This is a genomic window from Sphingobium sp. LMC3-1-1.1 (genome assembly GCF_040676285.1).
GTDB lineage: Bacteria > Pseudomonadota > Alphaproteobacteria > Sphingomonadales > Sphingomonadaceae > Sphingobium.
Genome location: NZ_JBEGHQ010000067.1, coordinates 193,215 through 211,667, shown reverse-complemented (window position 1 = coordinate 211,667; position 18,453 = coordinate 193,215). Strand labels below are relative to the sequence as shown.

General features: G+C 64.3%; 23 protein-coding genes and 1 pseudogene. 14 read left to right on the top strand and 10 right to left on the bottom strand.

Going from position 1 to position 18,453, the window contains the following annotated elements; all coding sequences use genetic code 11:
- Positions 1–79 precede the first annotated feature (79 nt).
- From MRBLMC3_RS21020 to MRBLMC3_RS21005, 4 genes and pseudogenes are all read left to right on the top strand, one after another.
- Positions 80–604, top strand: coding sequence for a regulatory protein RecX (locus MRBLMC3_RS21020; RefSeq protein WP_363832069.1), 525 nt, complete (start codon positions 80–82; stop codon positions 602–604).
- Between the two features lie 83 nt (positions 605–687).
- Positions 688–1,197 (top strand): DUF192 domain-containing protein, encoded by a 510-nt coding sequence (locus MRBLMC3_RS21015; RefSeq protein ID WP_363832112.1) that lies wholly within the window; start codon positions 688–690, stop codon positions 1,195–1,197.
- Positions 1,198–1,246: 49 nt separating this feature from the next.
- Positions 1,247–1,645 carry an NADH:ubiquinone oxidoreductase subunit NDUFA12 gene (locus tag MRBLMC3_RS21010; RefSeq protein ID WP_363832066.1) on the top strand — a complete coding sequence of 133 codons (399 nt, stop codon included), beginning with the start codon at positions 1,247–1,249 and terminating at the stop codon, positions 1,643–1,645.
- Positions 1,624–2,043 (top strand): annotated as a pseudogene (locus MRBLMC3_RS21005) (DUF2155 domain-containing protein); the annotation flags it as partial. The gene MRBLMC3_RS21010 and the pseudogene MRBLMC3_RS21005, both read left to right, overlap by 22 nt.
- A 35-nt stretch (positions 2,044–2,078) precedes the next feature.
- On the opposite strand, the gene aat reads toward MRBLMC3_RS21005, so the two are convergent.
- The 6 genes from aat to MRBLMC3_RS20975 form a co-directional block, all read right to left on the bottom strand.
- A complete protein-coding gene (gene aat / locus MRBLMC3_RS21000) occupies positions 2,079–2,843 on the bottom strand; it encodes a leucyl/phenylalanyl-tRNA--protein transferase (protein WP_363738014.1) in 765 nt (254 codons plus the stop codon).
- Positions 2,844–2,975: 132 nt separating this feature from the next.
- Positions 2,976–4,010 (bottom strand): tRNA preQ1(34) S-adenosylmethionine ribosyltransferase-isomerase QueA, encoded by a 1,035-nt coding sequence (gene queA / locus MRBLMC3_RS20995; protein ID WP_363832064.1) that lies wholly within the window; start codon positions 4,008–4,010, stop codon positions 2,976–2,978.
- A 27-nt stretch (positions 4,011–4,037) separates the two neighbouring features.
- Entirely contained in the window at positions 4,038–4,805 is a 768-nt protein-coding gene (locus MRBLMC3_RS20990; protein WP_363738010.1) for a peptidylprolyl isomerase, read from the bottom strand.
- A gap of 95 nt (positions 4,806–4,900) precedes the next feature.
- Positions 4,901–5,413 (bottom strand): pantetheine-phosphate adenylyltransferase, encoded by a 513-nt coding sequence (gene coaD / locus MRBLMC3_RS20985; protein ID WP_363756220.1) that lies wholly within the window; start codon positions 5,411–5,413, stop codon positions 4,901–4,903.
- 4 nt (positions 5,414–5,417) lie between these two features.
- The gene (locus MRBLMC3_RS20980) at positions 5,418–6,338 is read right to left on the bottom strand and encodes a polyprenyl synthetase family protein (protein WP_363832061.1); all 921 of its coding nucleotides are present in this window, start codon (positions 6,336–6,338) and stop codon (positions 5,418–5,420) included.
- Positions 6,339–6,364: 26 nt separating this feature from the next.
- Positions 6,365–6,625 carry an exodeoxyribonuclease VII small subunit gene (locus tag MRBLMC3_RS20975; RefSeq protein ID WP_133653287.1) on the bottom strand — a complete coding sequence of 87 codons (261 nt, stop codon included), beginning with the start codon at positions 6,623–6,625 and terminating at the stop codon, positions 6,365–6,367.
- Between the two features lie 168 nt (positions 6,626–6,793).
- Between MRBLMC3_RS20975 and MRBLMC3_RS20970 the strand changes: the two genes are divergently transcribed.
- Positions 6,794–7,174 carry a hypothetical protein gene (locus MRBLMC3_RS20970; protein WP_363832058.1) on the top strand — a complete coding sequence of 127 codons (381 nt, stop codon included), beginning with the start codon at positions 6,794–6,796 and terminating at the stop codon, positions 7,172–7,174.
- 147 nt (positions 7,175–7,321) lie between these two features.
- On the opposite strand, the gene MRBLMC3_RS20965 is transcribed toward MRBLMC3_RS20970, so the two are convergent.
- The gene (locus MRBLMC3_RS20965) at positions 7,322–7,741 is read right to left on the bottom strand and encodes a DUF805 domain-containing protein (protein ID WP_363832109.1); all 420 of its coding nucleotides are present in this window, start codon (positions 7,739–7,741) and stop codon (positions 7,322–7,324) included.
- A gap of 114 nt (positions 7,742–7,855) precedes the next feature.
- Between MRBLMC3_RS20965 and purL the strand changes: the two genes are divergently transcribed.
- From purL to MRBLMC3_RS20950, 3 genes are all read left to right on the top strand, one after another.
- Complete coding sequence (gene purL / locus MRBLMC3_RS20960; RefSeq protein ID WP_363832056.1) at positions 7,856–10,033, top strand: phosphoribosylformylglycinamidine synthase subunit PurL; 2,178 nt, start codon at positions 7,856–7,858, stop codon at positions 10,031–10,033.
- Between the two features lie 71 nt (positions 10,034–10,104).
- Positions 10,105–11,274 (top strand): formate-dependent phosphoribosylglycinamide formyltransferase, encoded by a 1,170-nt coding sequence (purT, locus tag MRBLMC3_RS20955; RefSeq protein WP_363738003.1) that lies wholly within the window; start codon positions 10,105–10,107, stop codon positions 11,272–11,274.
- A 104-nt stretch (positions 11,275–11,378) separates the two neighbouring features.
- On the top strand, positions 11,379–12,098 hold the full coding sequence (locus MRBLMC3_RS20950; RefSeq protein WP_363832053.1) for a dienelactone hydrolase family protein: 720 nt from the start codon (positions 11,379–11,381) through the stop codon (positions 12,096–12,098).
- A gap of 18 nt (positions 12,099–12,116) precedes the next feature.
- Here MRBLMC3_RS20950 and MRBLMC3_RS20945 read toward each other — a convergent pair whose 3' ends face one another.
- Both MRBLMC3_RS20945 and MRBLMC3_RS20940 read right to left on the bottom strand, forming a co-directional pair.
- Positions 12,117–13,247, bottom strand: coding sequence for a M14 family metallopeptidase (locus MRBLMC3_RS20945; protein WP_363832050.1), 1,131 nt, complete (start codon positions 13,245–13,247; stop codon positions 12,117–12,119).
- The gene (locus MRBLMC3_RS20940; protein WP_363737997.1) at positions 13,244–13,858 is read right to left on the bottom strand and encodes a DUF4136 domain-containing protein; all 615 of its coding nucleotides are present in this window, start codon (positions 13,856–13,858) and stop codon (positions 13,244–13,246) included. Before MRBLMC3_RS20940 ends, MRBLMC3_RS20945 begins: the two co-directional genes overlap by 4 nt.
- Before the next feature lie 209 nt (positions 13,859–14,067).
- Between MRBLMC3_RS20940 and ykgO the strand changes: the two genes are divergently transcribed.
- Both ykgO and MRBLMC3_RS20930 read left to right on the top strand, forming a co-directional pair.
- Positions 14,068–14,193 (top strand): type B 50S ribosomal protein L36, encoded by a 126-nt coding sequence (gene ykgO / locus MRBLMC3_RS20935; protein WP_004210176.1) that lies wholly within the window; start codon positions 14,068–14,070, stop codon positions 14,191–14,193.
- Positions 14,194–14,196: 3 nt separating this feature from the next.
- Positions 14,197–14,820 carry an HAD family hydrolase gene (locus MRBLMC3_RS20930; RefSeq protein ID WP_363737995.1) on the top strand — a complete coding sequence of 208 codons (624 nt, stop codon included), beginning with the start codon at positions 14,197–14,199 and terminating at the stop codon, positions 14,818–14,820.
- Between the two features lie 72 nt (positions 14,821–14,892).
- Here MRBLMC3_RS20930 and pyk read toward each other — a convergent pair whose 3' ends face one another.
- Complete coding sequence (gene pyk, locus MRBLMC3_RS20925; RefSeq protein WP_363737993.1) at positions 14,893–16,344, bottom strand: pyruvate kinase; 1,452 nt, start codon at positions 16,342–16,344, stop codon at positions 14,893–14,895.
- A 105-nt stretch (positions 16,345–16,449) separates the two neighbouring features.
- Here pyk and MRBLMC3_RS20920 point away from each other — a divergent pair, with 105 nt between their 5' ends.
- The 4 genes from MRBLMC3_RS20920 (at position 16,450) to MRBLMC3_RS20905 (ending at position 18,296) form a co-directional block, all read left to right on the top strand.
- On the top strand, positions 16,450–16,749 hold the full coding sequence (locus MRBLMC3_RS20920) for a DUF1244 domain-containing protein (protein ID WP_363737991.1): 300 nt from the start codon (positions 16,450–16,452) through the stop codon (positions 16,747–16,749).
- 143 nt (positions 16,750–16,892) lie between these two features.
- Positions 16,893–17,135: a DUF2312 domain-containing protein gene (locus MRBLMC3_RS20915; RefSeq protein ID WP_363832047.1), complete on the top strand. Its 243-nt coding sequence runs from the start codon at positions 16,893–16,895 to the stop codon at positions 17,133–17,135.
- Between the two features lie 22 nt (positions 17,136–17,157).
- Positions 17,158–17,484: a heavy metal-binding domain-containing protein gene (locus MRBLMC3_RS20910; RefSeq protein WP_363756210.1), complete on the top strand. Its 327-nt coding sequence runs from the start codon at positions 17,158–17,160 to the stop codon at positions 17,482–17,484.
- A gap of 68 nt (positions 17,485–17,552) precedes the next feature.
- Complete coding sequence (locus tag MRBLMC3_RS20905) at positions 17,553–18,296, top strand: YebC/PmpR family DNA-binding transcriptional regulator (RefSeq protein WP_363737987.1); 744 nt, start codon at positions 17,553–17,555, stop codon at positions 18,294–18,296.
- Positions 18,297–18,453: the final 157 nt, after the last annotated feature.

The following is an 18,453-nucleotide window of genomic DNA, read 5'->3' as shown; positions in this document are numbered from 1 at the left end:
GGCTTTTACCGTATAAGGGGCGGTAAAATTCCGGCCCGACTGTGGCATAATCAAGGCGGCGGAGGCATGAAGCATTGCCATGGCCGATAAACGCTCCCCTCCCCCGCTCGATGAAGAGGCCTTGCGCGAACTGGCGCTGCGCTATGTCGGGCGCTTCGCCACGAGCCGGGCGAAGCTGCTCGCCTATCTCGGCCGCAAGATCAGGGAACGCGGCTGGACGGGAGAGGCGCCCGCCGATCAGCAGGCGCTGGTCGATCGGTTGAGCGAACTGCGTTATGTCGACGATGCGAGTTATGCGGTGATGAAAAGCGGCGCACTCAGCCGCCGCGGCTATGGCCCGCGCAGGGTCGCGGAAGCCCTGCGCGCCGACGGCATAGCAGAAACCGACCGCGAAGAAGCCGACGCCCAGACGAAAAAGGAGAGCTGGTCCGCCGCCGACCGCTTTGCCCGCCGCAAGCGGATCGGACCCTATGCGCAGGAGCGGCCAGACCCCGGGCAGCGGGAAAAATGGATCGCCGCCTTCCTGCGCGCGGGGCATGATTATGCCACCGCCCGGCTCTGGGTCGACGCCGCGCCGGGGGAAGTACCGGAAGCGGAGACATAAGCTGCACGGACCAGCCCGGCTCTGCATGCGGCCGCCAGACAGTCATGCTGTTTTCAAACGCAAAGCTGCGCTACTCCCCGATCATGAAGCGCCTTTCCCTTCTCCTTGTCGCAACGCTGCTGGCCGCATGCTCCCCAAACGCTCCCAAGGCGGAAAACACCTCCTCTGCCCGGCAGATCAGCGCCCTGCCCCTCACCATCCGCACCGCCGATGGCTCGCACCGTTTCACGGTGGAGGTTGCGCTCACCGAAAGACAGCAGGAACGCGGCCTCATGTTCCGGCAATCGATCGCTCCTGACGCTGGCATGCTGTTCCCGATGGACCCACCGCGTACCGCCAGCTTCTGGATGAAGGACACGCTGATCCCGCTCGATATGCTGTTCATCCACACCGACGGCAGCATCGCTTTCCTGAAGGCGAACGCCGCCCCCTATTCCCGCGAGCCGGTCTCCGCTGGCATCCCGGTCGCCGCCGTCCTTGAACTGCGCGGCGGCAGGGCGGCGGAACTGGGCATCAGGGAGGGCAACCATGTGCAATGGGGCGACTGCACCGTGTCCCTGCCCGCAAACCCCCTCAATTTCTGCCCCCGCTGACCAGAACCGCCTTGCCAAGCGCGGGCAGCAACGGCTAAGCGCTTGGCCCATGGGAATCCTTGGCAAGATCTTCACCTGGTGGGATGGCGCGACCATCGGCACCGCGCTCTACACCTCCCGCAAGGGCAGCAAGGTGGGTGAGGACCATCAGGGCAATGTCTATTATGAAGGCGGTACGGACCCCAATGGACTGACCCGTCGCTGGGTCATCTATAATGGCGCGAACGATGCCAGCCGCGTGCCGGCCGAATGGCATGGCTGGCTGCACCATTCGATCGAGGGCGCGCCGGAAAGCTTCCTGCCGCCGCCGCGCATCTGGGAAAAGGATTTCACCCCCAACGCCACCGGCACGGCCCAGGCCTATCGCCCCAGCGGCGCGCTGGAAAAGGGCGGCCTGCGCCAGAAGGCCACCGGCGATTACGAGGCATGGAGCCCCGACGCACCATGATGCGGCGCCCGGCGGGACGTTTCCTGCCGATTCTCGGCTGTACCCTGATATTGGCCGGTTGCGGCGGCGACGACCTGCCGACACAGAACCAGAGCGGTCCTGTTCGAATCGAGGGGCAGAAAATCCGCAATGGCAACGAGTCTCGCCTCACCGGCACGCCGATGAACGAGCGGGTGGCGGTGATCGGCCTGCTCAACAAGCGCAACGGGATCACCACCGACCTGACGATGAAGCCGGGCGAAGCGCTGCGCGTGGGCGATGCCATTGTTCGGCTGCAAGCCTGCGAAACCACAGCGCCCTGGGAAAATGTGAAGGAAACGGGTGCCTTCGTTCAGCTCGACGTTCGCAGCACGGCCGACAATAAATGGCGCCGCAATTTTTCCGGCTGGTTGTTCCGGGAAAGACCGGACCGCAACGTCGTGCAGCACCCGATCTATGACGTCTGGGTCAGGAGCTGCACGATGTCGTGGCCCGAAACCGGCCCCGATACGGTGAAGCTGGGCGACAAGGGTGACGTGCCCGACGGCGCGCGCGCCAATGCGTCCCCCGCCAGCGGGGAGAATGCCAGCTCTGCCCAGACGCCGGAGCCAGTCGCCAGCACGCCCCGCCCAGCCCCCAGCGCCACCCCGTCCAACGCGCCGGCCAATGATTGAAGATAGTCGCGCTGGCTGATCTCGATCGCGCCCAATGACCGCAGATGATCGGTCATGAACTGGCAGTCCAGCAGGGTGAAACCGCCAAAACGCATGCGAGCGGTCAACCAGGCGAGTGCCACCTTCGACGCGTCGGTGCGCCGCGACACCATGCTTTCCCCGAAAAACGCCCGTCCCAGCGCCACGCCATACAGGCCGCCGACCAGTTCCTCCCCCTCCCACACCTCAACGGAGTGGGCGAAACCAATTTCATGCAGATGGCGATAGGCCCGCTCGATCGGATGATTGATCCAGGTGGAGGGCCGATCCGGCGCGGCTTCGGCGCAGAGCCTGACTATGGCAGCAAAATCGCGATTGGCGGTCACCCGGAACCGCTCCCGCCGGATCGTCTTGGCCAGTGAATGGGAAATGTGGAAGCCGTCGAGCGGCATGATCGCCCGCTGTTTTGGCTCGATCCAGTAAACCTCGTCAGCCTCGCGATCATCGGACATGGGAAACACGCCGATCGCGTAAGCCTGCAACAGCACCAGCGGGTCAATCGTCATCAAGGAAAAGCTTAACGCCAGACATGGCAGCGCGCCAGTGCGACTTTCAAGGGTTCAACAATGCGGCGCCGCAGAAAATCGTGCCCGCCGGAGGAACGGGGCTGCATCGCATCGACAGCCAGCCCGCCGTCCTCAGCGCTTTGGCAGAAGCAGGCTGGAATCGCCATAGCTGTAGAAACGATAATCCCCATCGATGGCATGCCGATAGACCGACTGCATCTCTTCCGTGCCCATCAAGGCGCTGACCAGCATGAACAGGGTCGATTTGGGCAGGTGGAAATTGGTCATCAGCCCGTCCACCGCCCGGAAACGATAGCCCGGTGTGATGAATATCCGGGTCTCGTCGGCGAAGGGACGGACGATGCCATCTTCCCCCGTTGCGCTTTCCAGCAGGCGAAGGCTGGTGGTGCCGACCGCTATCAGCCGGCCGCCAGCCGCCCGCGCCGCGTTGAGGCGGTCAGCCGTCGCCTGGTCGATCCGTCCCCATTCGGCGTGCATCCGGTGATCGTCCGTATCCTCGGCCTTGACCGGCAGGAAGGTGCCGGCGCCGACGTGCAGGGTCAGCGTTTCAGTCCGGATCCCCACCTTCTCCACCGCCGCCATCAGTTCGGGCGTAAAGTGCAATGCCGCCGTGGGGGCGGCGACCGCGCCGTCCTCCCGCGCGAACATGGTCTGGTAATCGCTGCGGTCACGCTCGTCGGTGGGGCGCTTGCTGGCGATATAGGGCGGCAGCGGCATCCGGCCTGCCCGTTCCAGCAACAGTTCGACCGGCTCATCCCCCTCGAAACGGAGCGTGACGCCGCCCTCCTCATCGCGCGGGCCGGCCACAGCGCTGACGCCGTTGCCGAAATCGATCCGGTCGCCGTCCCGCACCCGCTTGGCGTTGCGCAGAAAGGCCTGCCATTGGCGCAGACCAAGCCGCTTGTGGAGCGTCGCGCCAATCTTCGCCTGACCGCGCACGCCTTCCAGTTGGGCCGGTATGACCTTGGTGTCGTTGAACACCAGCACATCGCCAGCACGCAACAGGTCCGGCAAATCGCGCACGATTCGGTCCTGGAACGGCGCATCGCCCGACACCAGCAGCAGCCGGGCCGAATCGCGCGGAGAGGCGGGCCGGAGCGCGATGCGATCGGGCGGCAGGTCGAAATCGAACAGGTCTACGCGCATGGTTGATGCCCCGCCGGACGGGGAGAGTTATTTCTTCTTCTGCGCCACCGGCTTCTTCGCGGGCGCCTTGGCCGGGGGCGCGATGATCGACGGCACCGGCGGAGCGGGCGGCGTCGGCAGTGCCGTCACCGGCGGCTTGCCGTCGCTTTCGATAGAGGCCTGTAGGATGATCGTCGGATCGGCGGGCGGCTCGCCCTCATGGATGGCGTCGACATATTGCATGCCCTCGATCACCCGGCCGAACACCGTATATTTCTTGTCGAGTTGCATGCGCGGCAGAAGGACGATGAAGAACTGGCTGTTCGCGCTGTCCTCGCTCTGGGCGCGGGCCATGGAGACGGTGCCGCGCAGATGCGGCATCGGGTTGAACTCGGCCTTCAGGTCCGGCAGCGTCGAACCGCCGGTCCCGTCGCCCTTGGGATCACCGCCTTGCGCCATGAAGCCGGGGATGACGCGGTGGAACTTCAGCCCATTATAGAAACCCTGGCGCGTCAGCTCCTTGATCCGCTCGACATGGGCCGGCGCGATGTCGGGACGCAACTGGATGCGCACGCGGCCACCGCTCGACAGGTCAAGATCCCATATATTCTGGGGGTCGACAGGCACCGTGGCCGGCGGCAGCTTGGACGCGGGGTCCAAGCCGAGCTGCTTGGCGGTCTGCTCCGCACGTACGGCCGCTTCTTCCTTCTTCATTTCCTCGGCATTGCGCCCGCCGCCCTGGGCCAGCGCCGCGCCGCTCGATGCATAGAGGGCGAATCCGATCGCCACGGTCTTGAGCGCCGACGTGAACCGCATGAATGAAGCTTTCCTCAAATTTTGCCCAGGTGCTGAGTTGCCCCTGATAGCGCCCTCTTCGCGATTGGCAACTGAACGAAGGCTGAGTGGAGCCTTCAGCCCTGCCCTTTCCGCCCAATGGCGGCAACCCTCGCCTCCACCTCCGCGCGCACGGCGGGGCTGACAAACCTGTGGATCGGCCCGCCATAGAGCGCGATTTCCTTGACCAGGCGGGATGCGATCGGCTGCAAGGAAACGTCCGCCATCAGGAAAACGGTTTCCACCCGGCCGTTGATCTGCTGGTTCATCCCCGCCATCTGATATTCATATTCGAAGTCCGCGACGGCGCGCAGGCCCCGGATGATGACGCTCGCTCCCTGCGATTCGGCAAAGTCCATCAGCAACGAGTTGAAGCCGGTGACGACGATTTCCGTGTCGATGTCGGCGCATTCGCGCCGCACCATCTCCAACCGTTCCTCGTCGGCGAACATCGGGGATTTGGAGATGTTCGTGGTGACGCCGATCACCAGCTTGTCGACCAGCTTCGCGCCCCGCCGGATGATGTCCATATGACCCAAGGTGATCGGATCGAATGTGCCGGGATAGACCCCCACCCTCTGCCTGCTCATGCCCCTAGCGATCCCTTTCCACGATATAGTCGGCGATGGCGCGCAACAGATCGGCCTCCGGCCCGAATCCGTGCAGATGCGCCTTTGCCTGTTCGACCAGGAGGCGTCCCTGTTCCCGCGCCCGATCCACCCCCAGCAGCGAGACGAAGGTTTCCTTCCCCGCCGCCGCGTCCTTGCCCAGCGCCTTGCCGGCCAGCGCGGCGTCCCCCTCCACATCGAGCAGGTCGTCCGCGATCTGGAAGGCAAGGCCGATGTCGCGCGCATAGCCGTGCAGGCGCGTCCGCCCTTCCGGCGGGATACGGGCCATGATCGCCGCCGCATCCACGCAAAAGCCGATCAGCGCGCCGGTCTTCAACTGCTGGAGCCGGGTGACGGTCGGCAGGTCGAAGCTGGTCTTTTCCGCCTCCAGGTCCATCATCTGGCCGCCCGCCATCCCGCTGGTGCCGCTGGCGAGGGCCAGCGCCTTCACCAGTTCCACCCGGACGAAGGGGTCGGGATGCGTCTCCTCATCCACCAGCACTTCAAAGGCCAGGTCGTGCAGGCAATCGCCCGCCAGGATCGCCGTCGCCTCGTCGAACGCCTTGTGCACGGTCGGCTTTCCCCGGCGAAGATCGTCATCGTCCATCGCCGGCAGATCGTCATGCACCAGTGAATAGACATGGATGCACTCGACCGCGAGGCCGACGCGCAGCGCCGAAACCCGCGAGATGTTGAACAGGTCGCTGGCCGCCTGCACCAACAGCGGGCGCAGCCGCTTGCCCCCGCCCATGGCGGCATGGCGCATCGCCTCGTACAGGCGCGCGCGCGGATCCTCGGGAACCGCCAGCAGCAGGTCGAACAGCCGGTCGATGTCGGCCGCCACCGCCGCAGCGCGGCCAGCCACCAGGCCGATCGCCGGGGGCAAGACGGAGTCGGCTCCGCTCATGGACGCCTCTCCCGCACGCTGCACGCTCAGTCCGAACCGAAAGGCTGGGCGCCGGTCACCGCACCGCTGGCATCGATGGTCAGCTTGGCGATCCGCGCTTCGGCCGCCTGAAGCCGTTCCATGCAGCGTTTCCGCAACTCCTCGCCCTGCGAATAGAGCGAAATGGATTCGTCGAGCGGCACATCCCCGCTCTCCAGCCGACGGACAATCGATTCGAGCGCGCGCAACGCATCTTCGAACGACATCTGCAACGGATCGCCCTGCTGGGTCATGCTGTCTTGCGCCATGTCCCTGCATTGGCGGCCCCCGTCCGCCCGGTCAAGCCCGCATGGGCCCGCGGCGGCCGATTCCGGCGGTTGTTCATAAAAACGTCATGACGTCGCGCCACAGGCTGGCGGACTTGTGGCAGTTTTGCGTTGACGCTGGGCATGGCTAGTGCACATAGAAGGACCGCTATGAAACATTATCTCCCCCTGATCCCCGTGGCGGCGCTTGCGCTGCTTTCCGCCTGCAACAAGAATGACGAACCTGAAGTCGTGGGCGGCCCCGCCGACCCCATGGCCGAAAAGCTGGCGAACGCCGCTCCCGTCGAGCTGCCGCCGATGGTGAAGGAAAGCCATCAATATCGCTGCAAGGACAACAGCCTGATCTTCGTCGACTTCATGAGCGACGACAAGACGGTCAACGTGCGCACCGAAAAGGATGGCGCCCCCACCAAGCTGACGGCGGCCGAAGCCGGCAAGCCCTTCGAAGGCAGCGGCTTCAAGGTCGAGGGCACGGGCAAGCAGATCACCGCCACCCTGCCGGGCAAGAGCGCGCTGAGCTGCAAGGCCTGACACCTTTCATTTTTCCTGCACATCCGGGCCGGCCCTTCCCCTGCGGAAGGCCGGCCCTTTTCTTTGGCGATGCCGATCAGGCGGCGCATCGGCGCTCACCGGCAGCAGCAGGGCGCCGGATCCCTGCCTCCTGCATAAACAGTTCCCTCAGCGGAATTCGGGCTCACCCACCTCGACAGGATCGGGGCCGAAGCGATTGGGTCCGCGTGTGCCGCCCATGATGAAGAAGATGAGCAGGACGATGCTGCCGATGATGGGAAAGAAGAGGATCAGCAGCCACCAGCCGCTGCGGTCCGTGTCATGCAGCCGGCGGACCGAAAGCGCGACATGGGGAATGATCATCGCCAGCGTGAACGGCCCGGTCAGCGGACCGCCACGGGTGCTGTAACCGGCAGCCGCCCACCAGGGGCCGTGCTGGAACCAGCGATGCGTCGCGCCAAGGCCCAGCGCGCCTTCGACGATCGCGATAGCCACGTAGCAGAGCAGCAGGAACAGAACGAACATCCAATATTCCCGGGGTCGCGCCCGGCCAGAGAATTTGGCGTAGCGGCGCAACGGCAACAGCATCCATTCCACAGGCAAGCTTCCTCATGTCGACCAGCCCGGCAAAGCTATCATGTTTTCGCGCACGCGCGAGCCTCAGCATTGTCTATCGGACGCTCCCCCGCTAAAGGCGCGCACATGTCCAGCACCGCATCCCAGATCACGCCCCAGGTCGTTGCTGACCATGGGCTTTCCCCGGAAGAATATGATCGCGTCCTGAACGCACTCGGCCGGGAACCGAATCTTACCGAACTTGGCATCTTTTCCGTGATGTGGTCGGAGCATTGCTCCTACAAATCCTCGCGAATCCATCTGAAGAAGCTGCCGACCGAAGGGCCGCAGGTGATCTGCGGTCCCGGCGAGAATGCCGGCGTGGTCGACATCGGGGACGGTCAGGCAGCAATCTTCAAGATGGAGAGCCACAATCATCCGTCCTATATCGAGCCCTATCAGGGCGCGGCGACGGGCGTGGGCGGCATATTGCGCGATGTCTTCACCATGGGCGCGCGGCCGGTGGCAAACATGAACGCGTTGCGTTTCGGGCGGCCCGATCACCCGAAGATGAAGCACCTCATCAGCGGCGTGGTGCGTGGCATTGGCGGTTACGGCAATTGCGTGGGCGTGCCGACCGTGGGTGGCGAGGTGAATTTCCACCCGGCCTATGACGGCAACATCCTGGTCAATGCGATGACCGTGGGCGTCGCGGAAACAGACAAGATCTTCTATTCGGCGGCTTCGGGCGTCGGCAATCCGATCGTCTATGTCGGCTCCAAGACGGGTCGTGACGGCATTCACGGCGCAACCATGGCCTCGGCCGACTTTGGCGAGGATTCGGACGAGAAGCGCCCCACCGTGCAGGTTGGCGACCCCTTCACCGAAAAGCTGCTGATCGAAGCCTGCCTCGAACTCATGGCCTCCGACGCGATCGTCGCGATTCAGGACATGGGCGCGGCCGGCCTGACCTCTTCCTCGGTGGAAATGGCGTCCAAGGGCGGCGTCGGCATCCAGCTCGACATGGACAAGGTGCCGCAGCGCGAAACCGGCATGACCGCCTATGAAATGATGCTGTCGGAAAGCCAGGAGCGCATGTTGATGGTGCTCCAGCCAGGCAAGGAAGGCTTTGCCGAAGCCATTTTCCGCAAATGGGAACTGGACTTCGCGGTGATCGGCCATGTGACCGATACGGGCCGCATGGTGCTGGTCCACAAGGGCGAGACGGTGTGCGACATTCCGCTCGCCCCGCTGGCGGACGATGCGCCGCTCTACGACCGCCCGGCCATGGCGAGGGACGAGTACAAGGTCTGGTCCGGCGTGCAGCCTCTGGGCGAGATAACCGAAAGTGCCGATATCGGCGCGGATCTGGTCAAGCTGATGGGATCGCCCGACATCGCTTCGCGCCGCTGGATCTGGGAGCAATATGATCACATGGTCGGCGCCGACACGGTGCAGCGCCCAGGCGGCGACGCGGCGGTGGTTCGGATCCACGGATCGCAGAAGGGGATCGCGATCAGCACTGATTGCACCCCGCGCTATTGCTATGCCGACCCCTATGAGGGCGGCAAGCAGGCCATTGCGGAATGCTATCGCAACATCAGCGCGGTCGGCGCCACGCCGCTCGCCGTCACCAACTGCCTCAACTTCGCCAATCCGCAGCGTCCGGAGATCATGGCGCAGTTCACCGGCTGCCTGGATGGGATGGGCGAGGCCTGCCGCGCACTGGATTTCCCGATCGTGTCGGGCAATGTCAGCCTCTACAATGAATCCAAGGCGACCGGCGGCGGCTCCGCCATCCTGCCGACTCCCGCCATTGGCGGCATCGGCCTGCTCAAGGACATCGATGGAATGGCGACCGTGGCCTTCAAGAATGAGGGCGACGCGATCTGGCTGATCGGTGGCGAAGGCAGCCATCTCGGCCAGTCGATCTGGCTGCGTGAAATCGCCAGCCGGGAGGCGGGCGAGGCGCCGAAGGTCGATCTGGCGGCGGAGCGCGCCCATGCCGAAACCGTCCGGTCGCTGATCGCGGAAGGCAAGGTCAACGCAGTACACGACATTTCGGACGGCGGCCTGCTGGTCGCGGTGGCGGAAATGGCGCTGGCCAGCGGCATCGGGGCAGAACTGAGCATCGCCCTGACGACGGCGGGCGCCTTTGGCGAGGATCAGGGCCGCTACATCGTGACCGCCGCTGGGGGCGTCGATATTCCGGGCGCTGCGAAGATCGGCACAACGGGCAGCGACAGGGTTGCGGGCGTCCCCCTGACCGACCTGCGCGGCGCCCATGAGGGCTTCTTCCCGGCGTTGATGGACGCTGAACTTTAAAGATGCATTGCGCATGCTCCTGCGCGGGCAGGAGCATGACGGCATTTGTCGTTGGCTGTTGAGGAAATCCCATGGCTTTCACCGCGAAGATCCTCCTCCTTGGCTCAGGCGAACTGGGTCGCGAGTTCGTGATATCGGCCAAGCGGCTGGGTGCCCAGGTCATCGCCTGCGACAGCTATGAAGGAGCGCCCGCCATGCAGGTGGCGGACGGGCATGAAGTCTTCTCGATGCTGGATGCCGACCTGCTCGCCAAGGCCATCGAGAAGCACCAGCCCGACTTTGTGGTGCCCGAAATAGAGGCGATCAGGACCGAAGTCCTGGCCGATTTCGAGGCCCGCGGCGTCACCGTCGTGCCTTCCGCCCGTGCGACGATCATGACCATGAACCGCGATCGCATCCGTGAAGTCGCGGCGGTCGAACTGGGGCTGCGCACCTCGCGCTATCGCTACGCCGAGACGCTGGAGGAAGTGCTGGCCGGCGCCGAGCACACTGGCCTTCCCTGCGTCATCAAGCCGGTCATGTCCTCTTCCGGCAAGGGGCAGAGCACGGTTCGCGCGCCGGAGGAGCTGAAGGCCGCCTGGAACTATGCCGTCGCCAATATGCGCGGCGACCGCAGCCGGGTCATCGTCGAGGAGTTCATCGCCTTCGACTATGAGATCACGCTGCTGACCGTGCGCAGCCGGGAAGGCGTCAGTTTCTGCCCGCCGATCGGCCACCGGCAGGAGCGCGGCGATTATCAGGAAAGCTGGCAGCCCACGCCGATGTCCGGCGCCGCGCTGGCGGCCGCGCAGGACATGGCGCGCAAGGTGGTCGACAATCTGGGCGGCTACGGCATTTTCGGCGTGGAATTCTTCGTGAAGGGAGAGGATGTCATCTTCTCCGAACTCTCTCCCCGGCCGCACGACACCGGCATGGTGACGCTGATCTCGCAGAACTGGAGCGAATTCGACCTTCATGCCCGTGCCATATTGGGTCTGCCGGTACCGGAAGTGACGCTGCGCAGGGCCGCGGCATCAGCGGTGATATTGGCGGATCGGGAATCGGACGATTTCCGGTTCGAAGGGCTGGCCGAAGCGCTGTCGACGCCTGGAGGAGAAATCGACCTGCGCCTGTTCAGCAAGCCGACGACCCGCCCCTATCGCCGAATGGGCGTCGCGCTCGCCGTCGCGGAAGATGCCGACAAGGCGCGCATGCTGGCGGCCGAGGCTGCGTCGAAGGTACGGATCGTCTACGGTCAATAGGCAGAAAGCCGGGAGCCGGCTTCCGGCACTTGGCTGGCGGCTGAACTTGCCAATTCCCTGTCGGCGTTCGACATGCGTGCTGAACCGAAGCAAGGAGCCGTTCCATGACCATCATCCGCCGCGTCACTGTACATGAAGGGCCTGGCGGCCGGTTCGAGAGCATGGCGATATTCGACGAAGCGATCGCCGCGCCGCGCCCAGGCCTCCTTCTCTTCCCCAATGTCCTGGGCACGAAGGAGGCCGATTTTGCCTATGCCGAAAAGGTCGCGGCGCTCGGTTACACCATCCTGGTCGTGGACGTCTTCGGCCAGGGCAAGCGCACCACCCGCGCCGATCCCGACATGGGCCGGTACATGGCCGAACTCAACAATGACCGCAGTCTGTTGCGGGACCGGGCGAACGCCGTTCATGCACTGCTGAAATCACTGGACGAAGCAGACGAAACACGAACCGCCGCGATCGGCTTCTGCTTCGGCGGCAAATGCGTGCTCGACCTTGCCCGTTCCGGTGCGGACATAGCGGCCGGCGTCAGCTTCCACGGCGTCTATGACGCACCGCCCTTCCCCAACGCGAAGATCGCGGCCCGGCTGCTGGTCTGCCACGGCTGGGACGATCCGATCGCGCCGCCCGACGCCACTGTCGCGCTTGCAAAGGAACTCACCGACGCCGGATGCGATTGGCAGATCCACGCCTATGGCCGCACCGGCCACGCCTTCACCGACCATGACGCCAGGATGCCGGAAAAGGGCCTGGCCTATAATGCCGACGCAGACCGCCGCAGCTTCCGCGCGATGGCCGATTTCCTGGGCGACATTTTCGGCTGACCCGGCGTGGGTCGGAGATCAGATATCGTCGATCATTTCCGCCAGCACGCCGAGGCAATCTTTCGCGAGCTGGATTGATCGCGCAGGCGACCAGCCGAAATCCGAATCGGGAAGGTCGTCATTATCCTTGAACGGCATTTCCAGCGTCATCGCCACCGCGCCAAAGCGCTCTGCCAGCTGGTTTGTGGACATGGACAGGTTCGCCCTGCCCGGCGGTGTCGCTGGATAGCCCTTCTTCGTCTGGAAATCGGGCGTCCGGGCGGCCAGCGTGTCGCAATAGCGGCGATAGAGGGTCGACTGACGCTCCGTGATGGAGGGAATACCCTCGAACCCGGCGAGGAACACGGCCGCAATGGCCTCATCGCCATGCACGTCCATGGCGAAGTCAACCCCGACCTCAACCATCGCCCTGCGCACCAGGAAAACCTCAGGGCTCTTCTCCAGCGACGGATCATGCCATTCGCGGTTGAGGTTGATGCCGACCGCATTGGTCCGCAAATGACCGCGACGGCTTCCGTCCGGATTCATGTTGGGCACGATATGGAAGGTCGCCTCCCTGCGCAGCAGCCGCGCCACAGCGTCCTCTTCGTCGCAGAGCCGCTCCAGCGCACCCTCCATCCACCATTCGGCCATGCTCTCGCCCGGATGCTGCCGCGCGTAGAGCCAGACCTTCTTCGGTCCATCTCCCAGCACCAGCAGGTCGAGCGGCTGCCTGTCCAGCGTCAGCCCCAGTTCGCGATGCTGCACCCCCGGCTGCGACGCCGCCCAGGCGACCAGATCATGGTGCCGTTCCATCGAATAGGGCGCGAAATAGGCAAGCCACACCGCATTGCTGTCGGGCGACAGGCGGATCGTCAGCGTGCCGTCGGCATAGCCGGTGTCCGCCAGCAGCCAATTCTCCCGATCCTCGCTGAACCGCGCCTGATAGCCGGGCCAGCCATCGGGATAGGCCGACGTGCCGCAATTCACGATCGCCAGTTCGACTTCCCGCCCGGCGACGCCAGCCACGCGGAAATGGAACCACTGGTAGAAGTCGCTCTGCCGGTCCTTGACGATTTCCAGCTCGGCGCGGACGCCGGTGCCGGTATCGGAGATCGAAAGGACGCGAATATTGCCACTGTCAAAGGCACTTGTGATCGAGATGCTCATTTGACGGTTATAGTCTGGCCCGATTCGCCCGGATAGCCCCCCAGCAATGCCGCCGCCAACTTCTGCGCCGCCAGGCCGGGCTGCGATGCAGGCGTGCCCTCCCTTGCCCCGGTCTGCGCGCGGCCTTCCCATATAGTGGTCGAATCGGCCCGACGGCGAATCTGCACCTGCAATTCGGTGAACACCTGCCCCTTGGGCTTGCCAGACAGGTTGATGCCGATGCCCAGGCCGAGGCCGGAATAACCGCCGCTGCCCACGGCGCCGCCGACGCCGACGCTCACCGGCTTGCCATTGGCGCCATAGCTTTCGGGTTCGCGAAACGTCCGGCGGAAGCTCACCAGCGCGACATAGTCGCTCCTTGCACCCGGTGCCGCGCTGGTGAAGCCGACGCGCTGCAATTCCTGCTCCACGGCGGCGGCATAGGTCCGGAATTCGAGGCCGACGTCGGGGTTGCCGGCCATTTCCTCGACCGCGATGCTCCCGCTGCGGGCCGGATTTTCGATGTGGAATCGCGTCACTTCCACGGGGGGAACAGCGGTGGCGCAAGCACTCAGGCCCAGGGCGAGCAGGGCGGGAAAGGCGATCTTCTTCATCATTGACGGATTCAGCATGGATGGGCACTCCGGGGGATGACAAGCTCTACACGACACCGGGCCGCTAATCCCTTAAAAGCGTCAAGCCACGGATTTGCTGCATGGAGGATGAACAGCGAGGCAATGGGGTGAAATCCGGGCGGCTGCCCTTGACTTTCGACCGTCCCACCCATAGGGGCTGCGCTTCGATTTTTCGATCATGCAAGATTCATTCAAAGGCTGGTTCCATGAAGATCCGCAATTCGCTCAAGTCGCTCAAGGGCCGTCACCGGGATAACCGCGTGATCCGCCGCCGCGGCCGCACCTACGTCATCAACAAGACCAACCGCCGCTTCAAGGCCCGCCAGGGCTGATTCATGGCGGATATTGCCGTCATCTTTGATGTCGGCAATGTCTTGTATCACTGGAACCCCAGGGTTCTGTACGAGCGCCTGATCGATGACGATCGGGCGCTTGATGCGTTTCTCCGCGACGTCGTGACGCTGGATTGGCATTTCCAGCATGATCAGGGGCGGCCCTTCGCGGAAACCAGCGCCGAACTGATCGCACGCCATCCCGAACAGGCTGCGCTGATTCGCGTCTGGGGCGAAAGGTTCATCGACAGCATAGGGCCAGCCGTCGAGGGCATGCCGCAGATCGTCCACGAACTGCACGCAGGCGGCATTCCCCTGTTCGCCATCACCAACTTCAGCGATGAATTCTGGGCGCCCTTTCGCGCGCGCGAAGCCGAGCTGTTCGCGCTTTTCAGCGACATTGTGGTTTCCGGCACGGAAAAACTGGTGAAGCCCGACCCTGCGATCTACCGGCTGGCGCTGGGGCGATTCGGCTTGAACACGGGACAGGCGTTGTTCATTGATGATCGCGAGGAGAACATCCTCGGAGCCGAGGCGGAAGGCATGCGTGGCCATCTGTTCCGCGACGCGGCCACGCTGCGCCGGGACCTGGCAGGATTGAACCTGATTGGCCCGGCGGCAGCCTGAGTTGACCTTCGTTCGCGCGAGGCTGGAACTCGCGTCCATCAGATCTGCTTGGGAAACGCCCTAGGACGGATCCTAGTCCCGCCCCCTCAGCTCATCGCCGCGCACCGCGGCCACGTGCAGCACATTGGTCGATCCCGGCGTCCCGAACGGCACGCCCGCCAGCACGACGATCTTGCCGCCCTTCTCGACCAGGTCATGGCGCAGGGCCATGCGGCGTGCCTTGCCGATCATCTCTTCGAAAGTGCCGATATCCTTTGTCCGCACCGCATATACACCCCAGGTCAGCCCCAGCTTGCGTGCCGTGTCCTGCCGCGGCGTCAGCGCCAGGATCGGCGTCATGGGCCGTTCGCGGGCCACGCGGCGCACGGTGCTGCCCGAGGAGGTGAAGCAGGTGATGGCGCTCGCCCCCACCACGGACACGATGCTGCCCGCGCCCTCCGCCAGGGCGTCGGCGGTGGTTGGGTCCGGCTTCGTCTCGGTATAATGCAACCGCCCGAAATAGCCGGGATCCCGCTCCACGCTATGGGCGATGCTGTCCATCATCGTCACTGCCTCGACCGGCCAATCGCCCGCCGCCGTCTCCGCCGACAACATGATCGCGTCCGCCCCGTCGTAAACCGCCGTCGCCACGTCCGACACTTCGGCGCGGGTGGGCGTGGGCGCCTTGATCATCGATTCGAGCATCTGCGTCGCGACCACGACGGGCCTTCCCATGCGCCGCGCCGCCGCCACGATCTGCTTCTGAAGAGGCGGCACCGCCTGGGGCGGCAGTTCGACGCCAAGGTCGCCGCGCGCCACCATCACGCCGTCGGCCAGTTCGATGATCTCCTCCAGCCGCTGCACGGCGGCCGGCTTCTCGATCTTCGCCATCAAGGCGCCATAGCCGCCCATCAGCTTGCGCGCCTCGGCCAGGTCTTCGGGCCGCTGGACGAAGCTCAGGGCGATCCAGTCGCAGCCCTGCTCGACCGCGAAGCTGAGGTCGCGCCGGTCCTTTTCGGTCAGCGCCGGCACCGGCACGACCACGTCGGGCACGTTCACCCCCTTCCGATTGGAGAGGGTACCGCCGACTTCGACCACCGTGTCGATGCGGTTTTCCGTCACCTTCTTGACCCGCAGCACCATCTTGCCGTCGTCCAGCAGCAACCGGGTTTCGGGTAGCAGCGCCGCATAGATCTCCGGATGTGGCAGATTGACCCGCGTCGCGTCGCCCGGTGCCGGATCGCTGTCCAGCACGAACGCCGCCCCCGTCTCCAGCATCGCCAATCCCCGATCGAACGTTCCGACCCGCAGCTTGGGGCCCTGAAGGTCGCCCAGGATGGTCGTCGGACGGCCGAATTCCTTTTCCAGTGCCCGGATCGCCGCTATGCGCGCGGCATGATCCTCATGCGCGCCATGGCTCATGTTGATGCGGAAGGCGTCGGCCCCGGCGACGAACAGCGCGCGGATCATCTCCGGGCTGTCGCTCGCGGGGCCAAGGGTCGCCAAGATGCGAACCTTGCGCGAACGGGGCGGTAATCTCGTCATTCCTCTTGTCTCCTGACCGTCATGGTCGCCTCTGGGTTGCCAGGGCGCGGTTTTCGATTATCCGTGCTGCACGACAGGATGATGTAGATCAGCGAAAGGATCGCCGTGAACGATACCATACTCAGCGATGCGGTCGCCGCAACCGCCTTCCGACGACTGGTGGCGCATTTGCAGCACCGCACCGACGTCCAGAACATCGATCTGATGGGAATGGCGGGCTTCTGCCGCAACTGCCTGGCGGACTGGATCGCGGAAGCGGACGGCACGATGGGCAAGGACGAGGCGCGGGAGGTGATCCACGGCATGCCCTTTGCCGAATGGAAATCCCGCTACCAGGGGGAGGCCACGCCGGAACAGATCGCCCGCATGAAGGAGAGCGTGGCGAAGAATGCCGACGGGCATTAGACTATTTCAGGCTGGCCGTTTACCGCCAAACGGCTCGGAAAATGCGGCCTTGAAAGACAAGAGCGTTTTCACTCATCGTGAAAACGCTCTAGAGGCTGGGGCCGACCGATTCACCCACCGATTCACACTCACTGGAGATTCTCATGAGCGATGGCAATGTCGCCGCCGAACAGCTACGCCTTTTCATCGAGCGCATCGAGCGCCTGGAAGAGGAAAAGAAGGGCATCGCGGACGATATCAAAGACGTCTATCTGGAAGCCAAGGCCAATGGCTATGATGTGAAGACGATGCGGTCCATCGTTCGCCTGCGCAAGATGGAACGCAACACCCGCATGGAAGCCGAAGCGCTGCTGGAAACATACAAGTCGGCGCTGGGCATCGAATAGATCGCAACACAGGAGAGCGCTCATGACCGAGATCATCGTCAGCACCACGCCTTCGCTGGAGGGCCGCCCTGCAAGGGAATATCTCGGCATCGTCACCGGCGAGGTGATCGTGGGCGCCAATCTCTTCCGCGACCTGTTCGCCAGCGTCCGCGACATCGTCGGCGGACGGTCCGGTGCCTATGAGGACGTGCTTCAGCGCGCCCGCGAACAGGCGATCGCGGAAATGCGCACCCGCGCCGCGACGCTGGGCGCCAATGCGGTCGTCGGTGTCGATCTGGATTATGAGACGGTGGGATCGAGCGGATCGATGCTGATGGTCACGGCATCGGGCACGGCGATCCTCGTCTGACATTGCGCGAATGGGGCGCGCTCGCTAGAGAGCGCGCATCCAACAAACAGACAAGTCAGGAGCAGGCCGTGGCCGGCCATAGCAAATTCAAGAACATCATGCATCGCAAGGGCGCGCAGGACAAGAAGCGCTCCTCGATGTTCTCCAAGCTCAGCCGCGAAATCACCGTCGCGGCGAAGATGGGCATGCCCGACCCGGACATGAACCCGCGCCTCCGCCTCGCGATCAACGCCGCCAAGGCGCAGTCCATGCCCAAGGACAATATCCAGCGCGCGATCGACAAGGCGATCGGCGGCGACATGGAGAATTACGAGGAAATCCGCTACGAGGGCTATGGTCCCGGCGGCGTGGCGATCATCGTCGAGGCGCTGACCGACAATCGCAACCGCACCGCGACCAATGTCCGGACCGCCTTTTCCAAGAATGGCGGCAATATGGGCGCTTCAGGTGCGGTCAGCCACGGTTTCGACCGGATGGGCCTCATCAGCTATCCAGCAAGCGCGGGCGATGCCGACGCGATCTTCGAAGCGGCGCTGGAGGCGGGTGCGGACGACGTGTCCTCGAACGAGGACGAGCATGAGATCTGGACCGCCATGGACGCGCTGCACGAAGTCGCAAAGGCGCTGGAAGCCAAGCTCGGCCCGGCGGAAGGCGCCAAGCTCGCCTGGAAGCCTCAGACCACCGTTGAAGTGGACGAAGGCAATGCGGCGACGCTGATGAAGCTCGTCGACACGCTGGAAGATGATGACGACGTCCAGACCGTCTGGGGCAATTACGAGGTCTCCGACGAAGTCATGGAGAAACTGGGTTGATCCTTCGCCTTCCCTTTCCCCTGCGGGGAGAGGGAAGCGAAGCACTGGCAGCTTTGCCGCCTTGGCGGATCTTTGAAGGCCGGGCGAGCGACGTGCATGACCACCGCTTTCTCCTGACAGGCAGTGCCATTGTCTCCCGCCAAGGGTCGAGAGAGAG